Consider the following 16768-nt stretch of genomic DNA (forward strand, 5'->3'; position numbering starts at 1 on the left):
GTGTTTCCGGCCCGGGACTTACGCCGGTGCCAGCGCCGAGTTCAGTGCGGTCCGGATCCGCTTTTCCGAGACGGAGCGCACCGTTCCCAGTTCCTGGGCGAAGAAACTGATGCGGAGTTCCTCGATCATCCACCGCACCTCCGCCAGTTCCGGGGGAGTCCCGCGGCCGGGCGCCAGGGCCGCTACGGCGTCGTCGTAGTCATCCTCGAGCCCCTGGACGACGGCCATCTGCAATCCGTCGCGCTGGACATTGTTCGGCAGCTTCTCCAGCCGGCGCTCGATCCCTGCCAGGTACCGCGGCAGGTGCATCAGCTGGGCGTACCCGGTACGGGCCACAAACCCCGGATAAACGAGGTTCTCCAACTGGGCCCTGATGTCATTCAGGGCGCTGATCAGGGCCAGGGACGTGGTGCCTTTCAGTGCCTTGTTGATCCGGCGGGTGCTGGAGAGGATCTTCTCCACGATCGCCGTGACGGTGAAGACAGTATCGATGAGTTCGGCCCGTACGGTTTCATACAGTGCATCAAACTCCGCCCGGGACCACGGCAGTGCTTCCGGAGTGAGCTTGTCCACGGCAGCCAGCGTGCAGTCCTCGATGAGGGCCGCCACGCTGCCGTGCGGATTCTGGCTGAAGGTCAGTTTTTCGGTATTGCTCAGATGCTCCAGCACATACTTTGCGGGGCTGGGCACGCGCAGTACGAGCAGCCGGATGACACCGGCGCGCATTGCCGCCTGCTGTTCGCCGGGGCTTTGGAAGATCCGCACGCCGGCGGTACTGCCCTCGTCCACCAGGGCCGGGTAACCCGTGACGGTGTGGCCTGCCACCAGCCGCTGCACCTGCTTCTCCAGAGTGCCTACGCTCCATTCGGTGAGCCCGGTCCGTTCCGCCACGGAGGAACCGTTGTCAGCAGCGCCGGAGACCGGGCTGCCGCCCTTCGCCGCTGCCGTACGCTTCGCGGCCTTGGGCCCATGAGGCGCTTTGGGCCCGCGCGGCTGCACGGTCGACGGCGTTGCTCCCAGCGACTCGGCGATCGCCCGGCGGGTGGCCGGGGCCAGGGCTTCCTGCAAAGCAGCCAGGTCCTTGCCCTCGTCCAGCACCCGTCCGGAGGAGTCCACCACGGTGAAGGTCATGCGCAGGTGTCCCGGGACGGCATCCCAGTTCCAGGAACCGGGCGGGATGATGGAGCCCTTGAGCCGGCGCAGCACCAGTTCCAGGGACGCTTCCAACTCATCCGTTGCCGGGTCGAAGTCGGCTGCCAGTGCGGCGGCTGCGGCGCGGGCAACGTCGGGGGCCGGGACGAAGTTCTTCCGCACGGCCTTCGGCAGGGACTTGATCAGCGCCGTGATGAGCTCGGCGCGCAGGCCCGGGATCTGCCAGGCGAAGGGGCCGGGAGTGAGCTGGTTGAGGAACAGCACGGGTACTTCCACGGTGACGCCGTCATTGGCGGAGGGCACCCCGGGCGTGAACTCGTAGGAGAGCGGCAGTTCAAAGGAACCGTAGAAGAAGGACTTGGGGAAGTCGTTCTCATCCAGGCCGGCGGCGTCGTCGGTGCGCAGAGCATCCGGGTCAAAGTCCAGCAGCGCCGGGTTCTCATGCCGGGCGGATTTCCACCACTTGTCGAAGTGCCGTTCGGAGACGACGTCGGCGCCCACGCGCTCGTCGTAGAACTCGAAAAGGGTTTCGTCATCCACGCGCAGGCCGCGGCGGCGGACCCGGTTCTCCAGTTCCTCCACTTCGGCCAGCAGTGCCTGGTTGCGGTGGAAGAACTTGTGGTGCGTGCGCCAGTCTCCCTCCACCAGGGCATGCCGGATGAACATCTCGCGGGAGAGCACCGGATCGATCCGGCCGTAGTTGATGCTGCGCTGCGGAACCACGGGCACACCGTAGAGGGTGACCTTCTCATAGGCCATCACCGCGCCGCGGCTCTTGGACCAGTGCGGTTCGCTGTAGGTGCGCTTGACCAGGTGCGGGGCCACTTCCTCGGCCCAGAGCGGATCGAAGGACGCTGCCACCCGCGCCCAGAGCCGGGAGGTCTCCACCAGCTCGGCGGCCATCACCCAGTCCGGGGATTTCTTGAACAGGGCCGAACCGGGGAAGACCGCGAAGCGGGTGCCGCGGGCACCGGCGTACTCACGTTTGCGCTGGTCATAGAGGCCGATGTGGCTCAGCAGTCCGGCCAGCAGCGACATGTGGATTTCCTTGTGCCGGCCCACCGGGTCCACCGGGTCCGGGGACAGCGTGATGCCCAGCGGTTTGGCCAGCTGGCGCAGCTGGGCAAACAGGTCCTGCCATTCGCGGATCCGCAGGAAGTTGAGGAACTCGTTTTTGCACAGCCGCCGGAACGCGGAGGAGGAGAGTTCCTTCTGCTTTTCCTGGATGTAGCGCCACAGGTTCAGGTAGCCGGTGAAGTCCGACTTCTCATCCACGAAACGCTTGTGCATTTCCGCGGCCTTCTGCGCCCGGGCCGGATCATCCTTGGAGGGGCGCTCGCGCGGGTCCTGGATGGTCAGCGCGGCGGTCAGGACCATGACTTCCTTGGCGCAGCCGCGCTGTCCGGCTTCAACGATCATCCGGCCCAGCCGCGGATCCACCGGCAGCTGGGAAAGCTTGCGTCCCACCGGGGTGATGCCGCCCTTGGGGTGCAGTGCGCCGAGTTCGCGCAGCAGCACCGCGCCGTCGTTCACCGCCTTGGAATCCGGGGGCTGGACGAAGGGGAAGTCGGAGACGTCCTTCGGGCCCTTGGCCACGCCCATGGCGGCCATCTGCAGAATGACGGCGGCGAGGTTGGTGCGCAGGATTTCCGGATCGGTGAACTCCGGCCGGGACTCGAAGTCCTCCTGCGAATACAGGCGGATGGCAATACCGTCGGAGACACGGCCGCAACGGCCCGAGCGCTGGTTGGCCGAGGCCTGGGAAATACGTTCGATCGGCAGCCGCTGGACCTTGGTGCGGTGCGAGTAGCGCGAAATGCGTGCGGTGCCGGTGTCGATCACGTACTTGATGCCGGGGACCGTCAGCGAGGTTTCAGCCACGTTGGTGGCCAGCACAATCCGGCGGTTCCGCCCGGGGGAGAAGACCTTGTGCTGTTCGGCCAGGGAGAGCCGTGCGTACAGCGGCAGGATTTCGGTGTTGGCCAGCCGCGGGTTGCGGGAGACGGAGGAGCGCAGGGCGTCGGCGGCGTCGCGGATTTCGCGCTCGCCGGAGAAGAACACCAGGACGTCGCCGGGTGCCTCGCGGGAGAGCTCATCCACGGCGTCGCAGACAGCGTCCACCGGGTCGCGGTCCTCTTCGAGCTCATCCTCGATGCCGTCTTCGTCGCTGCCGCCGTCGGCGGGCTGGTTGAGCGGCCGGTACCGGATTTCCACCGGGAAGGTGCGGCCGGAAACTTCGATGATGGGTGCGGGTTTGCCGTCCAGGGCGAAGTGCTCGGCGAAGCGCTGCGGGTCGATGGTGGCCGAGGTGATAATCACCTTCAGGTCAGGGCGCTCGGGCAGCAGCCGGCGCAGGTACCCCAGGATGAAGTCGATGTTCAGGCTGCGCTCATGGGCCTCATCGATGATGATGGTGCTGTACTTCTTCAGCTTCGGATCATGCTGGATTTCGGCCAGCAGGATGCCGTCGGTCATCAGCTTGACCTTGGTTTTCCGGCTGGTTTCCCCGGTGAACCGCACCTGGAAGCCCACCTCGTCGCCTATTTCGACGTCGAGCTCGGAGGCAATGCGCTCAGCAACGGTGCGTGCGGCAAGCCGCCGGGGCTGGGTGTGGCCGATCAGGCCCTTTTCCGCCAAACCCAGTTCCAGGCACATCTTGGGGATCTGTGTGGTTTTGCCGGAGCCGGTTTCACCGGCGATGACGGTGACCTGGTTGGCCGCAATGGCAGCCATGATGTCTTCGCGGCGCTCCGAAACGGGCAGCTGTGCGGGATAGGAAATTGTCAGTGCCATGATTGCCACCAGTCTAGTGGCTCGGGCTGTGCGGCTTCCCGGATTCCGCCGTCGGCGGGATTTCCGCGGCCTGCTGCAGCAGGGCTGCGGCACGGCGGGCACGCTCACGCATTTCCGGCGGTTCAAGGATCTCAAAGGGGACGCCCCAGGCCGTGAGGCGGATCAGGGGCAGGTCCAGGGAATCCCAGCCCCCGCGCAGGATGGTGTGTCCGGGCCCGTCAGCGGAGACATGGGCAACGTCCGGGGGGACCTGTTCGGCTACGGCATGCAGCGGTGCCGCCAGCCGCACCACCACGGAATAGCGGTATGGATTGCGGGTGATGGATTCCTGCACATAGGCGGCCAGGTCGGTGGCCGGCAGGGGCCGCGGGGAAAAGCGTTCCCGTTGGGAGGGGGTGCTGTTGCAGCGGTCCACCCGGAAGGTCCGCCAGTCGGCGCGTTCCAGGTCCCAGGCCACCGCGTACCAGCGCCGCCCGGTGCTTACCAGCCGGTACGGTTCCACCATGCGGCGTGCGGAACCGCCGTCGGCCGCGGTATAGCGGAAGGCCACCACCCGGCGTTCGGTGATGCCGGATGAGAATGCCGTCAGGATCTCCGGGTCCACTCCGCCGCCCGGCCCGGCGAGGGTGGATACGGACTGGCGGAGCGCAGAGAACTTGGGCCGCAGCCGCCCGGGCAGCACCTGTTCCAGCTTCGCCAGCGCACGAACCGAGGCCTCCCCGATCCCGGTGACCGGGCCGGTGGCCACCGCGGTCAGGCCCAGCGCTACGGCGAGGGCTTCTTCGTCATCGAGCAGCAGCGGGGGCAGCTGTGCACCGGCGCCGAGCTGGTACCCGCCGGCGATTCCGGGGGACGCGGAAATGGGATAGCCCAGGCTGCGCAGCTTGCCGATGTCACGGCGGACCGTGCGCTCGGTAATGGAGAGCCGTTCCGCCAGCGCAGCACCGGTCCATTCACGTCGCATCTGCAGCAGGGAGAGCAGTTGCAGCAGCCGCGCTGAGGTTTCCAACATGAACTTCAAGTTACGCCGGATCGAGGTCAAAAGCTGTCCTGATTTCTTTTTACGCTGGGTAAACTCCCCTAACGAAAGGTGCCAGCCATGACGCAGGAACAGCAGGAACAGCAGCAGGATCATCAGCCGCGGACCGGCCCCGGGTTGCAGGAACCGGCGGCGGCACTTGCCGAGCAGCTCACCTGGCACTGGGACAGCCAGGCGCGGCCGCGGCTGGCCGGGCTCACGGACGCCGAGTACTTTTGGGAGCCGGTGCCCGGCTGCTGGAACGTGCATCCGCGGGGCACGGGCAATGCTCCGGTACAGGGCGGTGCGGGGGATTACACCATCGACTTTGCGTTTCCCGAACCCGACCCCGCTCCGGTGACCACCATCGCGTGGCGGCTGGCCCATCTCCTTGTGGGTGTCCTGGGCATGCGGAATGCCACCCACTTCGGCGGCCCGCCCGTGAGCTATCAGGATTTCGACTACCCCGGCACTGCTGACGGCGCCTTGGAACTGCTGGACGCCTATTACAGCCACTGGATCAGCGGGGTGCTGGCGCTGAGTCCCGAGGAACTGGACGCGCCGGCCGGTGCGGCGGAGGGCAGCTGGGCCGAGGCTCCCATGTCCGCGCTGGTGCTGCATATCAACCGGGAAATGATCCACCATCTGGCCGAGATCGCGCTGCTGCGCGACCTGTACGCCCACGGGCTGCGGTAGCGCTCCGGCGCAGCCGCGGCAGCGGACACGCACTTTTGCGCTGCTGCCAACCATTGCGCTGCATACCGTCTGGTCGGTATTGTCGGCCCCACACTGCCAGACCTGCCACGCCGGCCCGTGCACCGACGCACGGGCGGCAACCTAGGAGAGCCATGTCTGAAACACCAAACAGCACCATCCGCCGTGTAGCCGTTGTGACGGGTGCCGGACGAGGGATCGGTGCCGCCGTCGCCATGCGGCTTGCCGCTGACGGAAACGCCGTCGCCGTCATCGACCTGCGGGAGCAGGATACGGAGCGGACCGTCGAGGCCATCCGCGCGGCCGGAGGCACGGCGCTCGGCATCGGCGCCGACGTTTCCGATGCAGCCGCCGTCGAACAGGCGGTGGAGCGGATCGCCGCGGAGCTGGGTCCGCCCACCATCCTGGTCAACAATGCCGGGATCCTCCGGGACAACCTGCTGTTCAAGATGAGCGAGACGGACTGGGATGCCGTGATGGGTGTCCATCTGCGCGGGGCGTTCCTGATGAGCCGGGCGGTGCAGGCACATCAGGTGAAGGAGGAATGGGGACGCATCATCAACCTTTCCTCCACCTCGGCCCTGGGCAACCGGGGGCAGGCGAACTATGCCGCCGCCAAGGCGGGCATCCAGGGATTCACCAAGACCCTGGCGATAGAACTGGGCCGGTACAACGTCACGGTCAATGCCATTGCACCCGGCTTCATTGAAACCGACATGACGCGGGCGACGGCGGAGCGTATAGGCGTGCCGTTTGAGGATTTCGTGGCGCACGCTGCCAAGGAGATCCCGGTGGGCCGGCCGGGCAAACCGGAGGACATTGCTGCGGCAGCATCCTTCTTCGCACGGGATGATGCCTCCTTTGTCTCCGGCCAGGTCCTTTACGTCGCCGGCGGACCGAAGGCCTAGCGGTGGCCCGGTTCAGCTCCGTGGAGGAGCTCGAAGCTGCGGTGGGTCAGACGGAAACCAGCGACTGGATCACCATTGACCAGGAACGGGTGAACCAATTTGCCGATGCCACCGATGACCACCAGTGGATCCATGTTGACCCGGAACGCGCCAAACAGGGTCCCTTCGGCGGACCGATAGCCCACGGCTACCTGAGCCTGGCACTGCTGCCGGCGCTCGCCTCGGGCCGCTTCCGGGTGGACGGGATGGTGATGGGCGTGAACTACGGCCTGGACCGGGTACGCTTCCCGCATCCCGTACCCGTGGGAAGCCGGGTCCGGGCACATTCGGAGATCGCTTCCGTGGAGCCCGTGGCCCAGGGGGTGCGGGTGAAGCTGCTGGTCACCATCGAGATTGAGGGCGTGGACAAGCCGGCAGCCGTGGCGGAGTCCATTTCCCTCTACGTCCTGGGCTAGCAGTAATCTTCCCGTCCCGCGGACCGGAAGGAAGCACAAACAGCCGGGGCCCGTCCGGTTGGACGGGCCCCGGCTGTTTGGGGTTCGGAACTACGCTGTGGGTCCGGAACTACGCTGTGGGTCCGGAACTACGCTGTGGGTCCGGAACTACGCTGTGGGTCCGGACCTACTCCGGCAGCCCGTCGGCCGGCATGGCCGGGCGCTCTTCGGTGTACTCCGTGACCTCGTCGCCGGAGACCACGTACGGAGTGCCGAAATAGGACTGTACGCCGTCCTGCACCTTGGTCAGCATCGCGCCGGTGTACCCCTGGTGGCTGTCCTCACTGAATCCCAGCGGCGTGTGGCCGTTACCGGTGACATTGCCGGATTCAAGTGCCTCGAGCAGGGATTCGCGGGTGGGGTTCTCGCCTGCTTCCTTCAGCGCCTCGACAAACAGGTAGCCGATGGACATGCCAAAGATAGTGTTCCCGTCAAAGGCGGCCCCGCCGTTGTATTCCTCGTTGATCTCCTTGAACTTTGCGGTCCATTCGTCCTCGGTGTCCGAGTAGCCGGGAAGGTAGTTCGCACTGACAAAGCCCTGCAGCAGTGCGTTGGTGTTTTCGCCGAGGTAGCCGGAGAGGGTGTTGAAATCACCGCCGGCGGAGGAGGCCATCCACTGCGGGAAGTAGTCCAGCTTTGCTGCCGTGCCCACTGCCTGCGCGCTGAAGCCGTTGATCGTGGCCAGGAAGTTGACCTCGCAGCCCGCTGCCTTCATGGCGCTGATCTGGGCTGCAATGTCGGTGTTGGCGGTGGAGTAGACCTGGGTGCTGGCCAGGCCGTCGGCGCCGACCACGGATTCCACCCCGGCCTGGAACTCTTCGCCGAAGTCGTCATCCTGGCCAAAGAAGCAGTAGGTTGCATCCGGGAACTCTTCCATGGCGTGGGTGGCCAGGATCCGGGATTCCGTGGGGTAGTCCACCATAAAACCGTAGGTGTACGGGTAATCCTCGGGCTGGTTCCAGGTGGGACTGCCGGATGCGACAAACAGATCCGGCACCTCGTTGTCGTTGACGAAGTCGAGCACGGCGCTGTGCGGCGGCGTGCCGAGCCCGCCGACCAGGGCAAATACTTCGTCCTGGAGCACCATTTCGCGTACGGCTGTCTGCGTGTTGGCGGGGTTGTAGCCGTCATCCTTGACGATGTATTCAATGGTGCGGCCGTTCACCCCGCCGTTTTCATTCACGTAGTCGAAGTAGGCCTTCGTGGCGGGGGAGATGGTGGCATAGCCGGCGGCTGCAGGGCCGGTCAGCGGTTGGTGGGTACCCACGGTGACCGTGGTGTCCGTGATGCCCGGCACGTCTTCGGCTGCGGCGTCGGAACCTCCTTCCGGTGAAGCGCAGGAGGCGAGACCAAGGGCTGCAGCTGCCAGGACAGCGGCACCTATGCGGAGCGGAGAACTAGTCATCATTGACCTTTCTGGGTTGCGGGTAGCTCCGCCGACTGGTGCCGGTCGGATAGCGGAAGAGACGGGGCAGGCAGCTGGTCGGCGGCCGCGGCTGCCGGAGCTGATGAGGGGGCTGACGAGCGGGCAGATCCGGCTCCGGGCCTGCGCCGAAGTTTCAGAAGCAGGCCCTGGATGCCCTGCGGGGCAAGCAGGATCACCAGGATGAGGACCAGTCCGAAGATGGCTACGGAAAGGTTGCCGTCCAGCCGTTGGGCCAGGTCCGCAGGCAATGCCAGCCGCGCCGTGGCACTGCTGATCAGGTGCGGCAGGGCCACCAGGAGCAGGGCGCCCCAGACCGCGCCGGTCAGGGAACCGATACCGCCGACGACGGCGGCCATCAGCAGGAAGAGGGAGAAGACCAGGGAATACGCGCCGGGGCTGGCGCTCTGCGTGGTGTAGGCCAGCAGGCCGCCGCCCATGCCTGCCGCTGCGGAACTGACCACGAAGGCGGTGACCTTGGTGCGTGCCGGGTTGATCCCGGCGAGCGCTGCGGCCACGGAATTGTCCCGAACTGCCCGCAGCTCCCGGCCGAAGCGTCCATGCAGCAGGTTTGCCAGCACGGTGAGAACCAGTACGGCGCAGATGACGGCGAGCCACGCCTGCCACGCCTCATTGGAGACGGTGCCGCGCAGCGACGTCGGACGCTTTTCCACGGTGATCCACAGCCCCTGGTCGCCGCCGAGGACGGCGGAGAACGTGCTGGTCACTGCGGGCAGCGCCACCACCAGCGCCATGGTGAAGCCGGCCAGATAAGGCCCGTGCAGCCGCCCCGCGGCGAGTCCGATCACCAGGCCAAGCAGCGCTGCTCCCAGCACCGCGGCCAGCAACGGAAGGACCAGCAGCAGCGGGCCTTCCACGCCGGCGTCGGACATCGTGTTGGCGCTCAGCGCGTAACTGTAGGCGCCCGCTGCCATCAGTGCCGCCTGCCCGAGGGAGAGCTGTCCGCCGGCGCCGGTGAGCAGGGTGAGGCCGGCGATTCCGCACAGGTAGGCGCAGACGGTGGCCAGCTGGTAGGAGGTGAAAGACGGTATGACGAACGTCAGCCCGATCAGCCCGGCAGCAATGACGGCGGCAAACAGATACCGTTTGGGGACGCTCATACTGTTCGCTCCTTCGTCATGGAAAAGATGCCGCCGGGCCGGATCAGCAGCACGGCCAGGAGGAGTACAAGGATGGCCACGGGAGCCAGGGTGGCGCCCAGATAGCCGCTGACCCAGCTGAGCAGCACGCCGACGGCGAGTCCGCCCAGCACGGCCCCGGCCGGTGAATCCAGCCCGCCGATCACCGCAACGGTGAAGGCGTAGACAAACACCGTGTCCGCGGCATGGGGGTTCAGGCCCAGTTCGGTGGGGATAACCAGCAGGGCGGCAAGGGCGCCCAGGGCCGAGGACATGGCCCAGCCCAGCGTCAGCATCCGGGACGTGCGCACCCCCAGCAGCCGGGCGAGATCCGGAGCGAAGGCTGAGGCGCGCAGCCGCAGGCCCAGCGGGGTCCTGGTGAACAGCAGCACCAGTCCGCCTACGAGTACGGCGATGCAGGCGAAGACGAAGAGGTCATAGGAGGAGACCGCGGTAATGCCGAAGATTTCCACCGGATTGGAGCTGAACGGGGTCACCATGGTTCGGTAGCTGTTTCCGAAGATCATGCCCAGGACCGCCTGGATCAGCATCAGCAGTCCCAGCCCCGCGATTACGGGATTCAGCGGGGAGGCGTTGCCCACGAAGCGCATGACTCCGCGTTCCACTATGGCGCCGATGAGGAAACCCGCGGCGAGCGCGGCAGCCAGCCCGGCCCAGTAGTTGCCGGTCAGTGCGGTGACGGTGAAGGCAATGTACGTTGCCGCCACTGCCATGGCGCCCTGGGCGAAGTTCACTATCCGCGCCGCACGCCAGATGAGGACCAGGGAGAGCGCGAAGGCTGCCAGCACGGCACCGCGTGCGAGCCCGTCAAAGGTGAGAAAAAGGAATCTGTCCATTAGAACCCCAGGTAGGTGTGGCGGAGGTCGGTGTCCCCGGCCAGTTCGGCGGCAGGCCGGGAGGCGACTACCCGGCCCAGGTTGAGGACAACACCGTGGTCGGCGACGGCGAGCGCGCTGCGGACGTTCTGTTCAATAAGCAGGACGGTCAGTCCGGTATCGTCCCGGAGGCGGCGCAGCATGCCCAGGATCTGGGCAGTAACTTTGGGGGCAAGCCCCAGGGAGGGCTCATCCAGCAGGAGCAGCGACGGGGCAGCCATCAGCGCCCGGCCGAGCGCAAGCATCTGGCGCTCGCCGCCGGAGAGCTGGTGTCCGGCCGCCTTCCGACGGCGGGCCAGCGGTTCAAACAGGTCGTACATGTCCGCGAGCACGGCAGTTGCCGCCTTGCGGTCCTGGCGCCACAGGCCGCCCAAACGCAGGTTCTCCTCCACGGTCAGTTCCGTAATGACCCCGCGGCCCTCCGGAACCAGTGCCACACCGTGGCGGACCATGTCCTCGACCGGGACACGGCTGAGGTCTGCACCGTTGCCGAGGCGGATAGTGCCTGCGGTGGGGCGCACCTGGCCGGTGATGGTGCGCAGCAGGGTGGTTTTCCCTGCCCCGTTGGCCCCCACGACGGCGGTGATGGAGCCGTCCTCCACATTCAGGTTGATGCCGTGCAGCACCTGGACGGCACCGTAGCCGGCGCTGACATCCGCCAGGACCAGTCCGCCGCTCATGCCACCTCAACTCCCAGGTAGGCATCCGCGACGGCGGGGTCGGCACCGATCTCCGCCGGTGTCCCCTCGGCGATCAGCCGGCCGAAGTCCAGGACGGCAATGCGGTCACAGACTGCCATCACCAGGTCCACATGGTGTTCCACCAGAACAACCGAGCATCCGTCACCTGGCACGGTGCGGATGATGTCGGCGAGTTCCTCGATGTCTTCGTGGCCCAGTCCGCCGGCGGGTTCATCGAGCAGCAGCAGCCTCGGTTCGGAGACGAGGGCACGGGCCAGAGCCACCTTCTTGCGGATGCCGTAGGGCAGGGTGTCAGGCAGGGCGTCGGCGTATGCGGCGACGCCGAGCAGGTCCAGGGCTTCCATGGCCCGGACGGCGAGGCGTTTTTCGTCCCGGACGGCTCCCGGCAGTGCCAGCAGCCCCAGTCCGCGGTGCGACGTTGCAGCCAGCCCGGCGGCAACGTTCTGCCGGACGGAAAGCCCCGGGAACAGGCCCAAGCCCTGCAGCGTACGGGCCACGCCGTGGCGGGTCAGGCGGTGCGGTTTGGGCGTGAACCCGCTCCCGTCGAGTTCCAGGCTGCCTCCGCTGGGGGGAAAGACGCCGCAAATCACGTTGAACAGCGTGGTCTTTCCGGCGCCGTTGGGCCCCATGACACCTATGATCCGGCCGGCGGGAATGTCCAGGGACACCGAGTCCAGGGCGGTCAGCCCGCCGAACCGGACGGTGATGTTGTCCAACCGGAGGCGGGGTAGTTCCGACCGGTCGGTATGTTGCTCCTGCATGAGTACTCCATCGTCTCTGCTCTTACCTTGCGTGCTTTTCCGTGCTCGGGTGGCGCGTGTGCTGCGGTGCTGCGGTGCTGAGGGAGGTGCGGTGGTGCCGGTGGTGCCGTGGTGCTGGTTTTGCGGTAGTGCCGGTAGTGCAGAAGTGCTGGGCGGGCTTGGCTACTTCGCCTGCAGTCCGGCCAGGTAGAGGTCGGTCAGCTGGGCCGCCACTGCCTCGCGGCTGATGGCCCCGCCGGGGGAGTACCAGTAGGAGAGGTAGTGCGGATCGGAGAAGAAATTCGCTGCGAGGACCGGAATGGGGATATCGGTGCGGAACACCCCGTCTTCCTGGCCGCGGACCAGGATGCCGGTGAACGCCTTGTTAAATTCCCGCCGTCTGCGCTGCACCTCTTCGAGCCGGTCTTCGCTGAGCATGTGCTGGGAGCGGAAGAACACCGTCCCTTCCCGGATCCAGTCAATGGACGTGCTGACCAGGTCCTCGCAGACCAGGCGCATGGTTTGGGCTGCCGGCAATCCGCGGCTGATGATCTCGGTAAGGTGCTCGTGCTGGAGGGTCAGGATGCGGTCATAGATGTCGAAGAGCAGGTCATCCTTGGAATTGAAGTAGTGATAGAGCGCCCCTTTGGTCACGCCGGCCGCATCCACGATTTGCTGGACACTGGTTTTGGCGTAGCCCTGCCGCGCGAAGAGCTCCACGGATGTCCGTGCCAGCTCTTCCTTGATATTCATGGTCTTCATGCAGCAGTGTCCGGGTTCTCGTGTCGTGGCCCGGCGGTTTCCAGTTCGGACCGACCGGTTGGTATGTGCGAACACCATAACCCCGGCAGGCCGGTTCTGCGCAAGGTTTTTGGGAATTTTGTTTTCGGCGGGGCGGCCGGCCGGCCAAGCAGGCGCTGCCGCTAGGGTTTGGTGAATGTCGAACTTTCCCCACCCGCCCCTTCCCTTTACCCCGGCCGGGCCGGGATTCCCGGGCTGGAACATGCCAGCGTCCGTACCCCGCGGAATGCGCATGGAGTTGAGCAGGGCGCGGCTGCTGGACGGTGCAGAGTCATCCTTCGATGACTGGATGGAGATGTTGCATAAACGCTACGACGAATGTTTGGCCACGCTCGAGCGTGAGCTGATGGCTGTGGAAGCGACGTTCCTGAACCAGGAAGCAGACGGTTCGTGGTGGATGTACCACTTCCAGCTGAGAGGACAGGACAGTCCGGGGCTCATTCCGGACAATTCCCTGGATCAGGCGCACCTTGCGTACGGAATGAAAACGAAGCATCCCGGGTGGGAAGAACTGGAGCCCAGGTTCTTCCTGGCCCCTCCGCATGTCCGGGCAGCAGTGGAAAGTGCCGGCCGTGCCGGAACGGAAGCCCGGGATGTTTCCTGAGCGTGTCTGACGCGGTTGGGCCTGATATTCGCTGGTAGCCTCCCGAACAGACTGCCGGCGACCGGTGCCGCGGTCACTTCCTATGGGGGAACCGATGGCTGCTGTGCGGCGCTACGTCTTTCCGATTCTGTGGCTGGTGGTCTTTGCCGTTATCGCCGCCGCTCTGTTCAAGCTCGCTTTCATTGACGGGATGCGGGCTGATGCCGCAGCCGTCGGTGAGCAGCCGTCGGCGCAGCTCACCACGCCGCTGGTGCCTGCTGCGCTGGGCACGGTAACCAACCTCGTGGCTGTTCAGGGTTCGGTTATCAGTGATCCGCTCGTGAGCGTCAGGAGCACGGCTGAGGGCACCGTCGAGTTCATCTACGTCGAGGCAGGACAGAACGTGCTCAAGGGGGAGCCGCTGTTCCAGGTGAAAACGCTGCTGGAGCTCCCGGAACCGGTGGGAGATGAACCGGGACCTGCCGCGCCGCCCGCTTACGCATACAACGACGTCGTTGCCACCGCGGCAGGGACAGTCGCCGAACTGATGGTCCTGCCCAAACAACAACTCACGGTGGGAGCGGAGGCCGCGTCCCTGGACCCGGGGACATATTCGGTCACGGGCACCCTGACCAGCGACCAGCAGTTCCGGATCCTCGACCGGACAAATACCGCACGGGTGAGTATCAACGGGGGTCCGGCGCCCTTCCCCTGCAGCAACGTGAGCATGGGCGGCACGCCGGCAACGGACACCGGGGTCAACGCCCAGGCCCAGCGTGTTCCCGCCGGGCCGGGCCAGGAACAGCCGGAAGCGGCCGGAAGCGTCCGCTGCACCGTGCCGGCCGATGTTCCCGTCTTCGCCGGGCTTGGTGCCACCATCGAGATCACTGCCGGTCACGCCGAAAACGTGGTCACGGTGCCGACGACGGCGGTCCGGGGCAGTGTGCAGACGGGGATCGTATGGGTCGCTCCCGGCGAGGCGGGACCGGATAGCGCCGGAGACGCGGTGGAACGGGAAGTGGGCCTTGGCCTGAATGACGGCAGCACAGTGGAAATTGTCTCCGGACTGGCAGAAGGGGAAATGGTTTTGCAGTTTGTTCCCGGCGCTGCAGCAGACATTGATCCGATGACGGGTATGCCCGGAGTGATGGGCGGGTGAGCATCGCCGAGTCCGCCGGTGAACACACTGCCGATGAACACACTGCCGGTGAACATACGGAAGGTGAACACACTGCCCGCGAGCGGCGTGTCGGGCGACAGCGTGACCGGCGACAGCGTGTCGGGCGCATCGATGATGAGGGGATGCCGGTGTCCCTGCATGAGGACGGTGCATTGGTGTCACTCTCGGGAGTGGCACGGGTAGTCAGTCTTCCCGGGCGTGCCCCGCTGCAGATCCTCGCCGGGGTGGATCTGACCGTGTATGCGGGGGACCATGTTTCAATTGTCGGCCGGTCCGGTTCGGGCAAGTCCACCCTGCTGAACATTCTTGGCCTGCTGGATGTGCCCAGTGCCGGTGAGATGGTCTTTGGCTCGGAACCGGTGGAAAGGATGAGTGAGCGCCGCAGAGCTGCAGCCAGGGGAGCGTCAGTAGGGTTCATTTTCCAGCAGTTCAACCTGCTGGCTGAACGCACGGCGCTGGAGAACGTCATGACCCCGCTGCTGTACGCCCGCGGCAGGCAGTTCTGGCAGCGGGAGCAGCTCGCCGGCGCCATGCTGGAGCGGGTGGGCCTGGGCAAGCGGCTGCAGGACCGGCCCGCGAGGCTTTCGGGTGGAGAACAGCAGCGCGTAGCGATTGCCCGTGCCCTGGTACGTTCGCCCCGGCTGATCCTGGCCGATGAACCCACCGGCGCCCTGGACATCGCCACGGGTGCATCCGTGATGGCCCTGCTGGCGGAGGTGGCAGCGGAATCCGGGGCCGCCCTGGTGACCATCACGCACGACCCGAAGGTGGCAGCCCTGGCCAGCCGGCACTATCTGCTTCAGGACGGCTTCCTGGAACCTGGACGGCAGGCGGCGGCATGAGCCTTTCCGGTGTTGTCGCCTCTCTTGTGGAAGCCTGGACAGAGCTTCGGATTCATAAAACCCGCGTGCTGCTCGCGCTGATCGGTGTCGCTCTGTCCGTTGCCGCGCTGACCTCGGTTGTCGCGCTGGGCAACATGGTGCGCGAATCGATTGCGCAGGGCAGCGAAGCGCAGAGCGGCCGTCCGGCGACCCTGACGGTGGTGGTGTACCAGCGCGACGGCTCCGCCATGGATGCCGAGAGCGTGACTGCTGCTTTCCGGGACGTGGCACAGCGGTATTCGGTGGAGTATTCCTCTTTGACCCATCAGGCTCTTGTGCCGTTTCAGCTGCCGAACGGGGTGATGACGGTGCAGACGCAGGTTGTGGACCCCGCCTATGCCAAGATGCGTCGCATTCCGATGGTCGAAGGTGCCTGGTTCACGGCGGAAGACGCGCAGAGACTGGCTCCCGCCGTCGTCGTTAATGAGGCGTTCCACCGGCAGATGGGCAGTCCGGACCTGAGGCACCATCCGGTGGTCCGCATCGAATCCGGCAGGCCGTTGGACGCCGTCGTTGTGGGCGTGCGGCGTGACCAGTACTCTGACGAACCTCCGGCAGCCATTCTGCTCAGCGATGCGTTTGCGGGGCTGGGGCTGAACGTAGAGACGCCAAGCCTGGAGCTGTGGGTCCCGGAGGAACTGGGAGAACCGCTGATTCCCGCGATAACGGGCGATCTGGCGGCACAGTTTCCGGGCGCCGACGTGGACGCATACCGGACGGATTATGCCGCTTACGGCGATCCGTTGGGCGGTCTGACCTGGGCGGTAGGCGGCATTGCCGCGCTGGTGATGCTGCTCGGGGCAGTCGGTCTGTTGAACATTTCGATGGTGACCGTGAAGTACCGGATCAGGGAAATCGGCATCCGGCGCAGCTTCGGAGCTACCTCCGGACGGATTTTCTTCGGCGTCATGTTGGAGTCCGTTGTTGCCACTTTTGCTGCGGGTGTTGTGGGCGTTATGGCCGCTGTGGCGGTGGTGAAGCTGCCAGTGGTCCAACGGGTGATCGGCGGCGGCATCGCCGAGCTGCCGCCGTTCCCCGTGGAAGCCGCGCTGATAGGGCTGGGTTCGGCGACGCTGGTAGGTGCCCTGGCCGGGCTTGTCCCGGCGCTGGTGGCGGTGAGGGTAAAGGTCATCGACGCGATTCGCTACTGATCCGGTCCCTTGCGCTTGCCGGCCGGGCGCGGGGAATCGTGGCGGGGGTTTCCAGGTCTTTATGCGCCTAAAGTTCTCCGGTGCTTTTCAACACTGGGAGCTTTCTAGGTTTTATGGGTCGGAGGAAGTCCTCTAGGGCTGTCCAACCCCGGGAACCATAAAAAGCAGAGAGACCCCGCAGCTGGGCTGCGGGG

The 16768-nt window shown here is 65.9% G+C and carries 15 protein-coding genes; 7 read left to right on the forward strand and 8 right to left on the reverse strand.

All coding sequences use genetic code 11. The annotated features are described in order from the left end of the window. Positions 1-18: 18 nt before the first annotated feature. Both hrpA and QWJ37_RS05985 read right to left on the reverse strand, forming a co-directional pair. Positions 19-3945, reverse strand: a complete 3927-nt coding sequence (hrpA, locus tag QWJ37_RS05980) for an ATP-dependent RNA helicase HrpA (protein WP_290244678.1) — start codon at positions 3943-3945, stop codon at positions 19-21. A gap of 13 nt (positions 3946-3958) precedes the next feature. Beyond that, positions 3959-4957, reverse strand: a complete 999-nt coding sequence (locus QWJ37_RS05985) for a YafY family protein (RefSeq protein ID WP_227929476.1) — start codon at positions 4955-4957, stop codon at positions 3959-3961. 87 nt (positions 4958-5044) lie between these two features. Here QWJ37_RS05985 and QWJ37_RS05990 point away from each other — a divergent pair, with 87 nt between their 5' ends. The 3 genes from QWJ37_RS05990 (at position 5045) to QWJ37_RS06000 (ending at position 7040) form a co-directional block, all read left to right on the forward strand. Beyond that, complete coding sequence (locus QWJ37_RS05990) at positions 5045-5659, forward strand: DinB family protein (protein ID WP_290244681.1); 615 nt, start codon at positions 5045-5047, stop codon at positions 5657-5659. A 152-nt stretch (positions 5660-5811) separates the two neighbouring features. Continuing rightward, the gene (gene fabG, locus QWJ37_RS05995) at positions 5812-6585 is read left to right on the forward strand and encodes a 3-oxoacyl-ACP reductase FabG (RefSeq protein ID WP_227929478.1); all 774 of its coding nucleotides are present in this window, start codon (positions 5812-5814) and stop codon (positions 6583-6585) included. 2 nt (positions 6586-6587) lie between these two features. After that, positions 6588-7040, forward strand: coding sequence for a MaoC family dehydratase (locus QWJ37_RS06000; RefSeq protein ID WP_290244684.1), 453 nt, complete (start codon positions 6588-6590; stop codon positions 7038-7040). A gap of 166 nt (positions 7041-7206) precedes the next feature. On the opposite strand, the gene QWJ37_RS06005 is transcribed toward QWJ37_RS06000, so the two are convergent. The 6 genes from QWJ37_RS06005 to QWJ37_RS06030 form a co-directional block, all read right to left on the reverse strand. Beyond that, on the reverse strand, positions 7207-8484 hold the full coding sequence (locus QWJ37_RS06005) for an ABC transporter substrate-binding protein (protein WP_290244686.1): 1278 nt from the start codon (positions 8482-8484) through the stop codon (positions 7207-7209). After that, complete coding sequence (locus QWJ37_RS06010) at positions 8484-9623, reverse strand: branched-chain amino acid ABC transporter permease (protein WP_227929480.1); 1140 nt, start codon at positions 9621-9623, stop codon at positions 8484-8486. The genes QWJ37_RS06005 and QWJ37_RS06010 overlap by 1 nt, the downstream gene beginning before the upstream one ends. Then, positions 9620-10498 carry a branched-chain amino acid ABC transporter permease gene (locus QWJ37_RS06015; RefSeq protein ID WP_290244688.1) on the reverse strand — a complete coding sequence of 293 codons (879 nt, stop codon included), beginning with the start codon at positions 10496-10498 and terminating at the stop codon, positions 9620-9622. The genes QWJ37_RS06010 and QWJ37_RS06015 overlap by 4 nt, the downstream gene beginning before the upstream one ends. Next, positions 10498-11217: an ABC transporter ATP-binding protein gene (locus QWJ37_RS06020; protein ID WP_290244690.1), complete on the reverse strand. Its 720-nt coding sequence runs from the start codon at positions 11215-11217 to the stop codon at positions 10498-10500. The genes QWJ37_RS06015 and QWJ37_RS06020 overlap by 1 nt, the downstream gene beginning before the upstream one ends. Further along, positions 11214-11999: an ABC transporter ATP-binding protein gene (locus QWJ37_RS06025; RefSeq protein WP_290244692.1), complete on the reverse strand. Its 786-nt coding sequence runs from the start codon at positions 11997-11999 to the stop codon at positions 11214-11216. The genes QWJ37_RS06020 and QWJ37_RS06025 overlap by 4 nt, the downstream gene beginning before the upstream one ends. A 162-nt stretch (positions 12000-12161) precedes the next feature. Further along, a complete protein-coding gene (locus QWJ37_RS06030) occupies positions 12162-12740 on the reverse strand; it encodes a TetR/AcrR family transcriptional regulator (protein ID WP_290244694.1) in 579 nt (192 codons plus the stop codon). Positions 12741-13011: 271 nt separating this feature from the next. On the opposite strand from QWJ37_RS06030, the gene QWJ37_RS06035 reads away from it, so the two are divergent. The 4 genes from QWJ37_RS06035 to QWJ37_RS06050 all read left to right on the forward strand — a co-directional run bounded on the left by QWJ37_RS06035 (position 13012) and on the right by QWJ37_RS06050 (position 16574). Continuing rightward, complete coding sequence (locus QWJ37_RS06035; RefSeq protein WP_290244696.1) at positions 13012-13383, forward strand: DUF6176 family protein; 372 nt, start codon at positions 13012-13014, stop codon at positions 13381-13383. Between the two features lie 94 nt (positions 13384-13477). Then, positions 13478-14521 carry a secretion protein HlyD gene (locus tag QWJ37_RS06040; protein ID WP_290244698.1) on the forward strand — a complete coding sequence of 348 codons (1044 nt, stop codon included), beginning with the start codon at positions 13478-13480 and terminating at the stop codon, positions 14519-14521. Beyond that, on the forward strand, positions 14518-15384 hold the full coding sequence (locus QWJ37_RS06045) for an ABC transporter ATP-binding protein (protein ID WP_356881403.1): 867 nt from the start codon (positions 14518-14520) through the stop codon (positions 15382-15384). The genes QWJ37_RS06040 and QWJ37_RS06045 overlap by 4 nt, the downstream gene beginning before the upstream one ends. After that, positions 15381-16574, forward strand: a complete 1194-nt coding sequence (locus QWJ37_RS06050; protein ID WP_290244700.1) for an ABC transporter permease — start codon at positions 15381-15383, stop codon at positions 16572-16574. The genes QWJ37_RS06045 and QWJ37_RS06050 overlap by 4 nt, the downstream gene beginning before the upstream one ends. The last annotated feature ends 194 nt before the right edge of the window (positions 16575-16768 follow it).

Source organism: Arthrobacter sp. YD2 (assembly GCF_030410475.1).
Classification (GTDB): domain Bacteria; phylum Actinomycetota; class Actinomycetes; order Actinomycetales; family Micrococcaceae; genus Arthrobacter_B; species Arthrobacter_B zhangbolii.

Coding starts and splice junctions, on each gene's coding strand:
- hrpA (WP_290244678.1), bottom strand. CDS start 3,945: ATGGCACTGACAATTTCCTATCCCGCACAGCTGCCCGTTTCGGAGCGC.
- QWJ37_RS05985 (WP_227929476.1), bottom strand. CDS start 4,957: ATGTTGGAAACCTCAGCGCGGCTGCTGCAACTGCTCTCCCTGCTGCAG.
- QWJ37_RS05990 (WP_290244681.1), top strand. CDS start 5,045: ATGACGCAGGAACAGCAGGAACAGCAGCAGGATCATCAGCCGCGGACC.
- fabG (WP_227929478.1), top strand. CDS start 5,812: ATGTCTGAAACACCAAACAGCACCATCCGCCGTGTAGCCGTTGTGACG.
- QWJ37_RS06005 (WP_290244686.1), bottom strand. CDS start 8,484: ATGACTAGTTCTCCGCTCCGCATAGGTGCCGCTGTCCTGGCAGCTGCA.
- QWJ37_RS06010 (WP_227929480.1), bottom strand. CDS start 9,623: ATGAGCGTCCCCAAACGGTATCTGTTTGCCGCCGTCATTGCTGCCGGG.
- QWJ37_RS06015 (WP_290244688.1), bottom strand. CDS start 10,498: ATGGACAGATTCCTTTTTCTCACCTTTGACGGGCTCGCACGCGGTGCC.
- QWJ37_RS06020 (WP_290244690.1), bottom strand. CDS start 11,217: ATGAGCGGCGGACTGGTCCTGGCGGATGTCAGCGCCGGCTACGGTGCC.
- QWJ37_RS06025 (WP_290244692.1), bottom strand. CDS start 11,999: ATGCAGGAGCAACATACCGACCGGTCGGAACTACCCCGCCTCCGGTTG.
- QWJ37_RS06030 (WP_290244694.1), bottom strand. CDS start 12,740: ATGAAGACCATGAATATCAAGGAAGAGCTGGCACGGACATCCGTGGAG.
- QWJ37_RS06035 (WP_290244696.1), top strand. CDS start 13,012: ATGGAGTTGAGCAGGGCGCGGCTGCTGGACGGTGCAGAGTCATCCTTC.
- QWJ37_RS06040 (WP_290244698.1), top strand. CDS start 13,478: ATGGCTGCTGTGCGGCGCTACGTCTTTCCGATTCTGTGGCTGGTGGTC.
- QWJ37_RS06050 (WP_290244700.1), top strand. CDS start 15,381: ATGAGCCTTTCCGGTGTTGTCGCCTCTCTTGTGGAAGCCTGGACAGAG.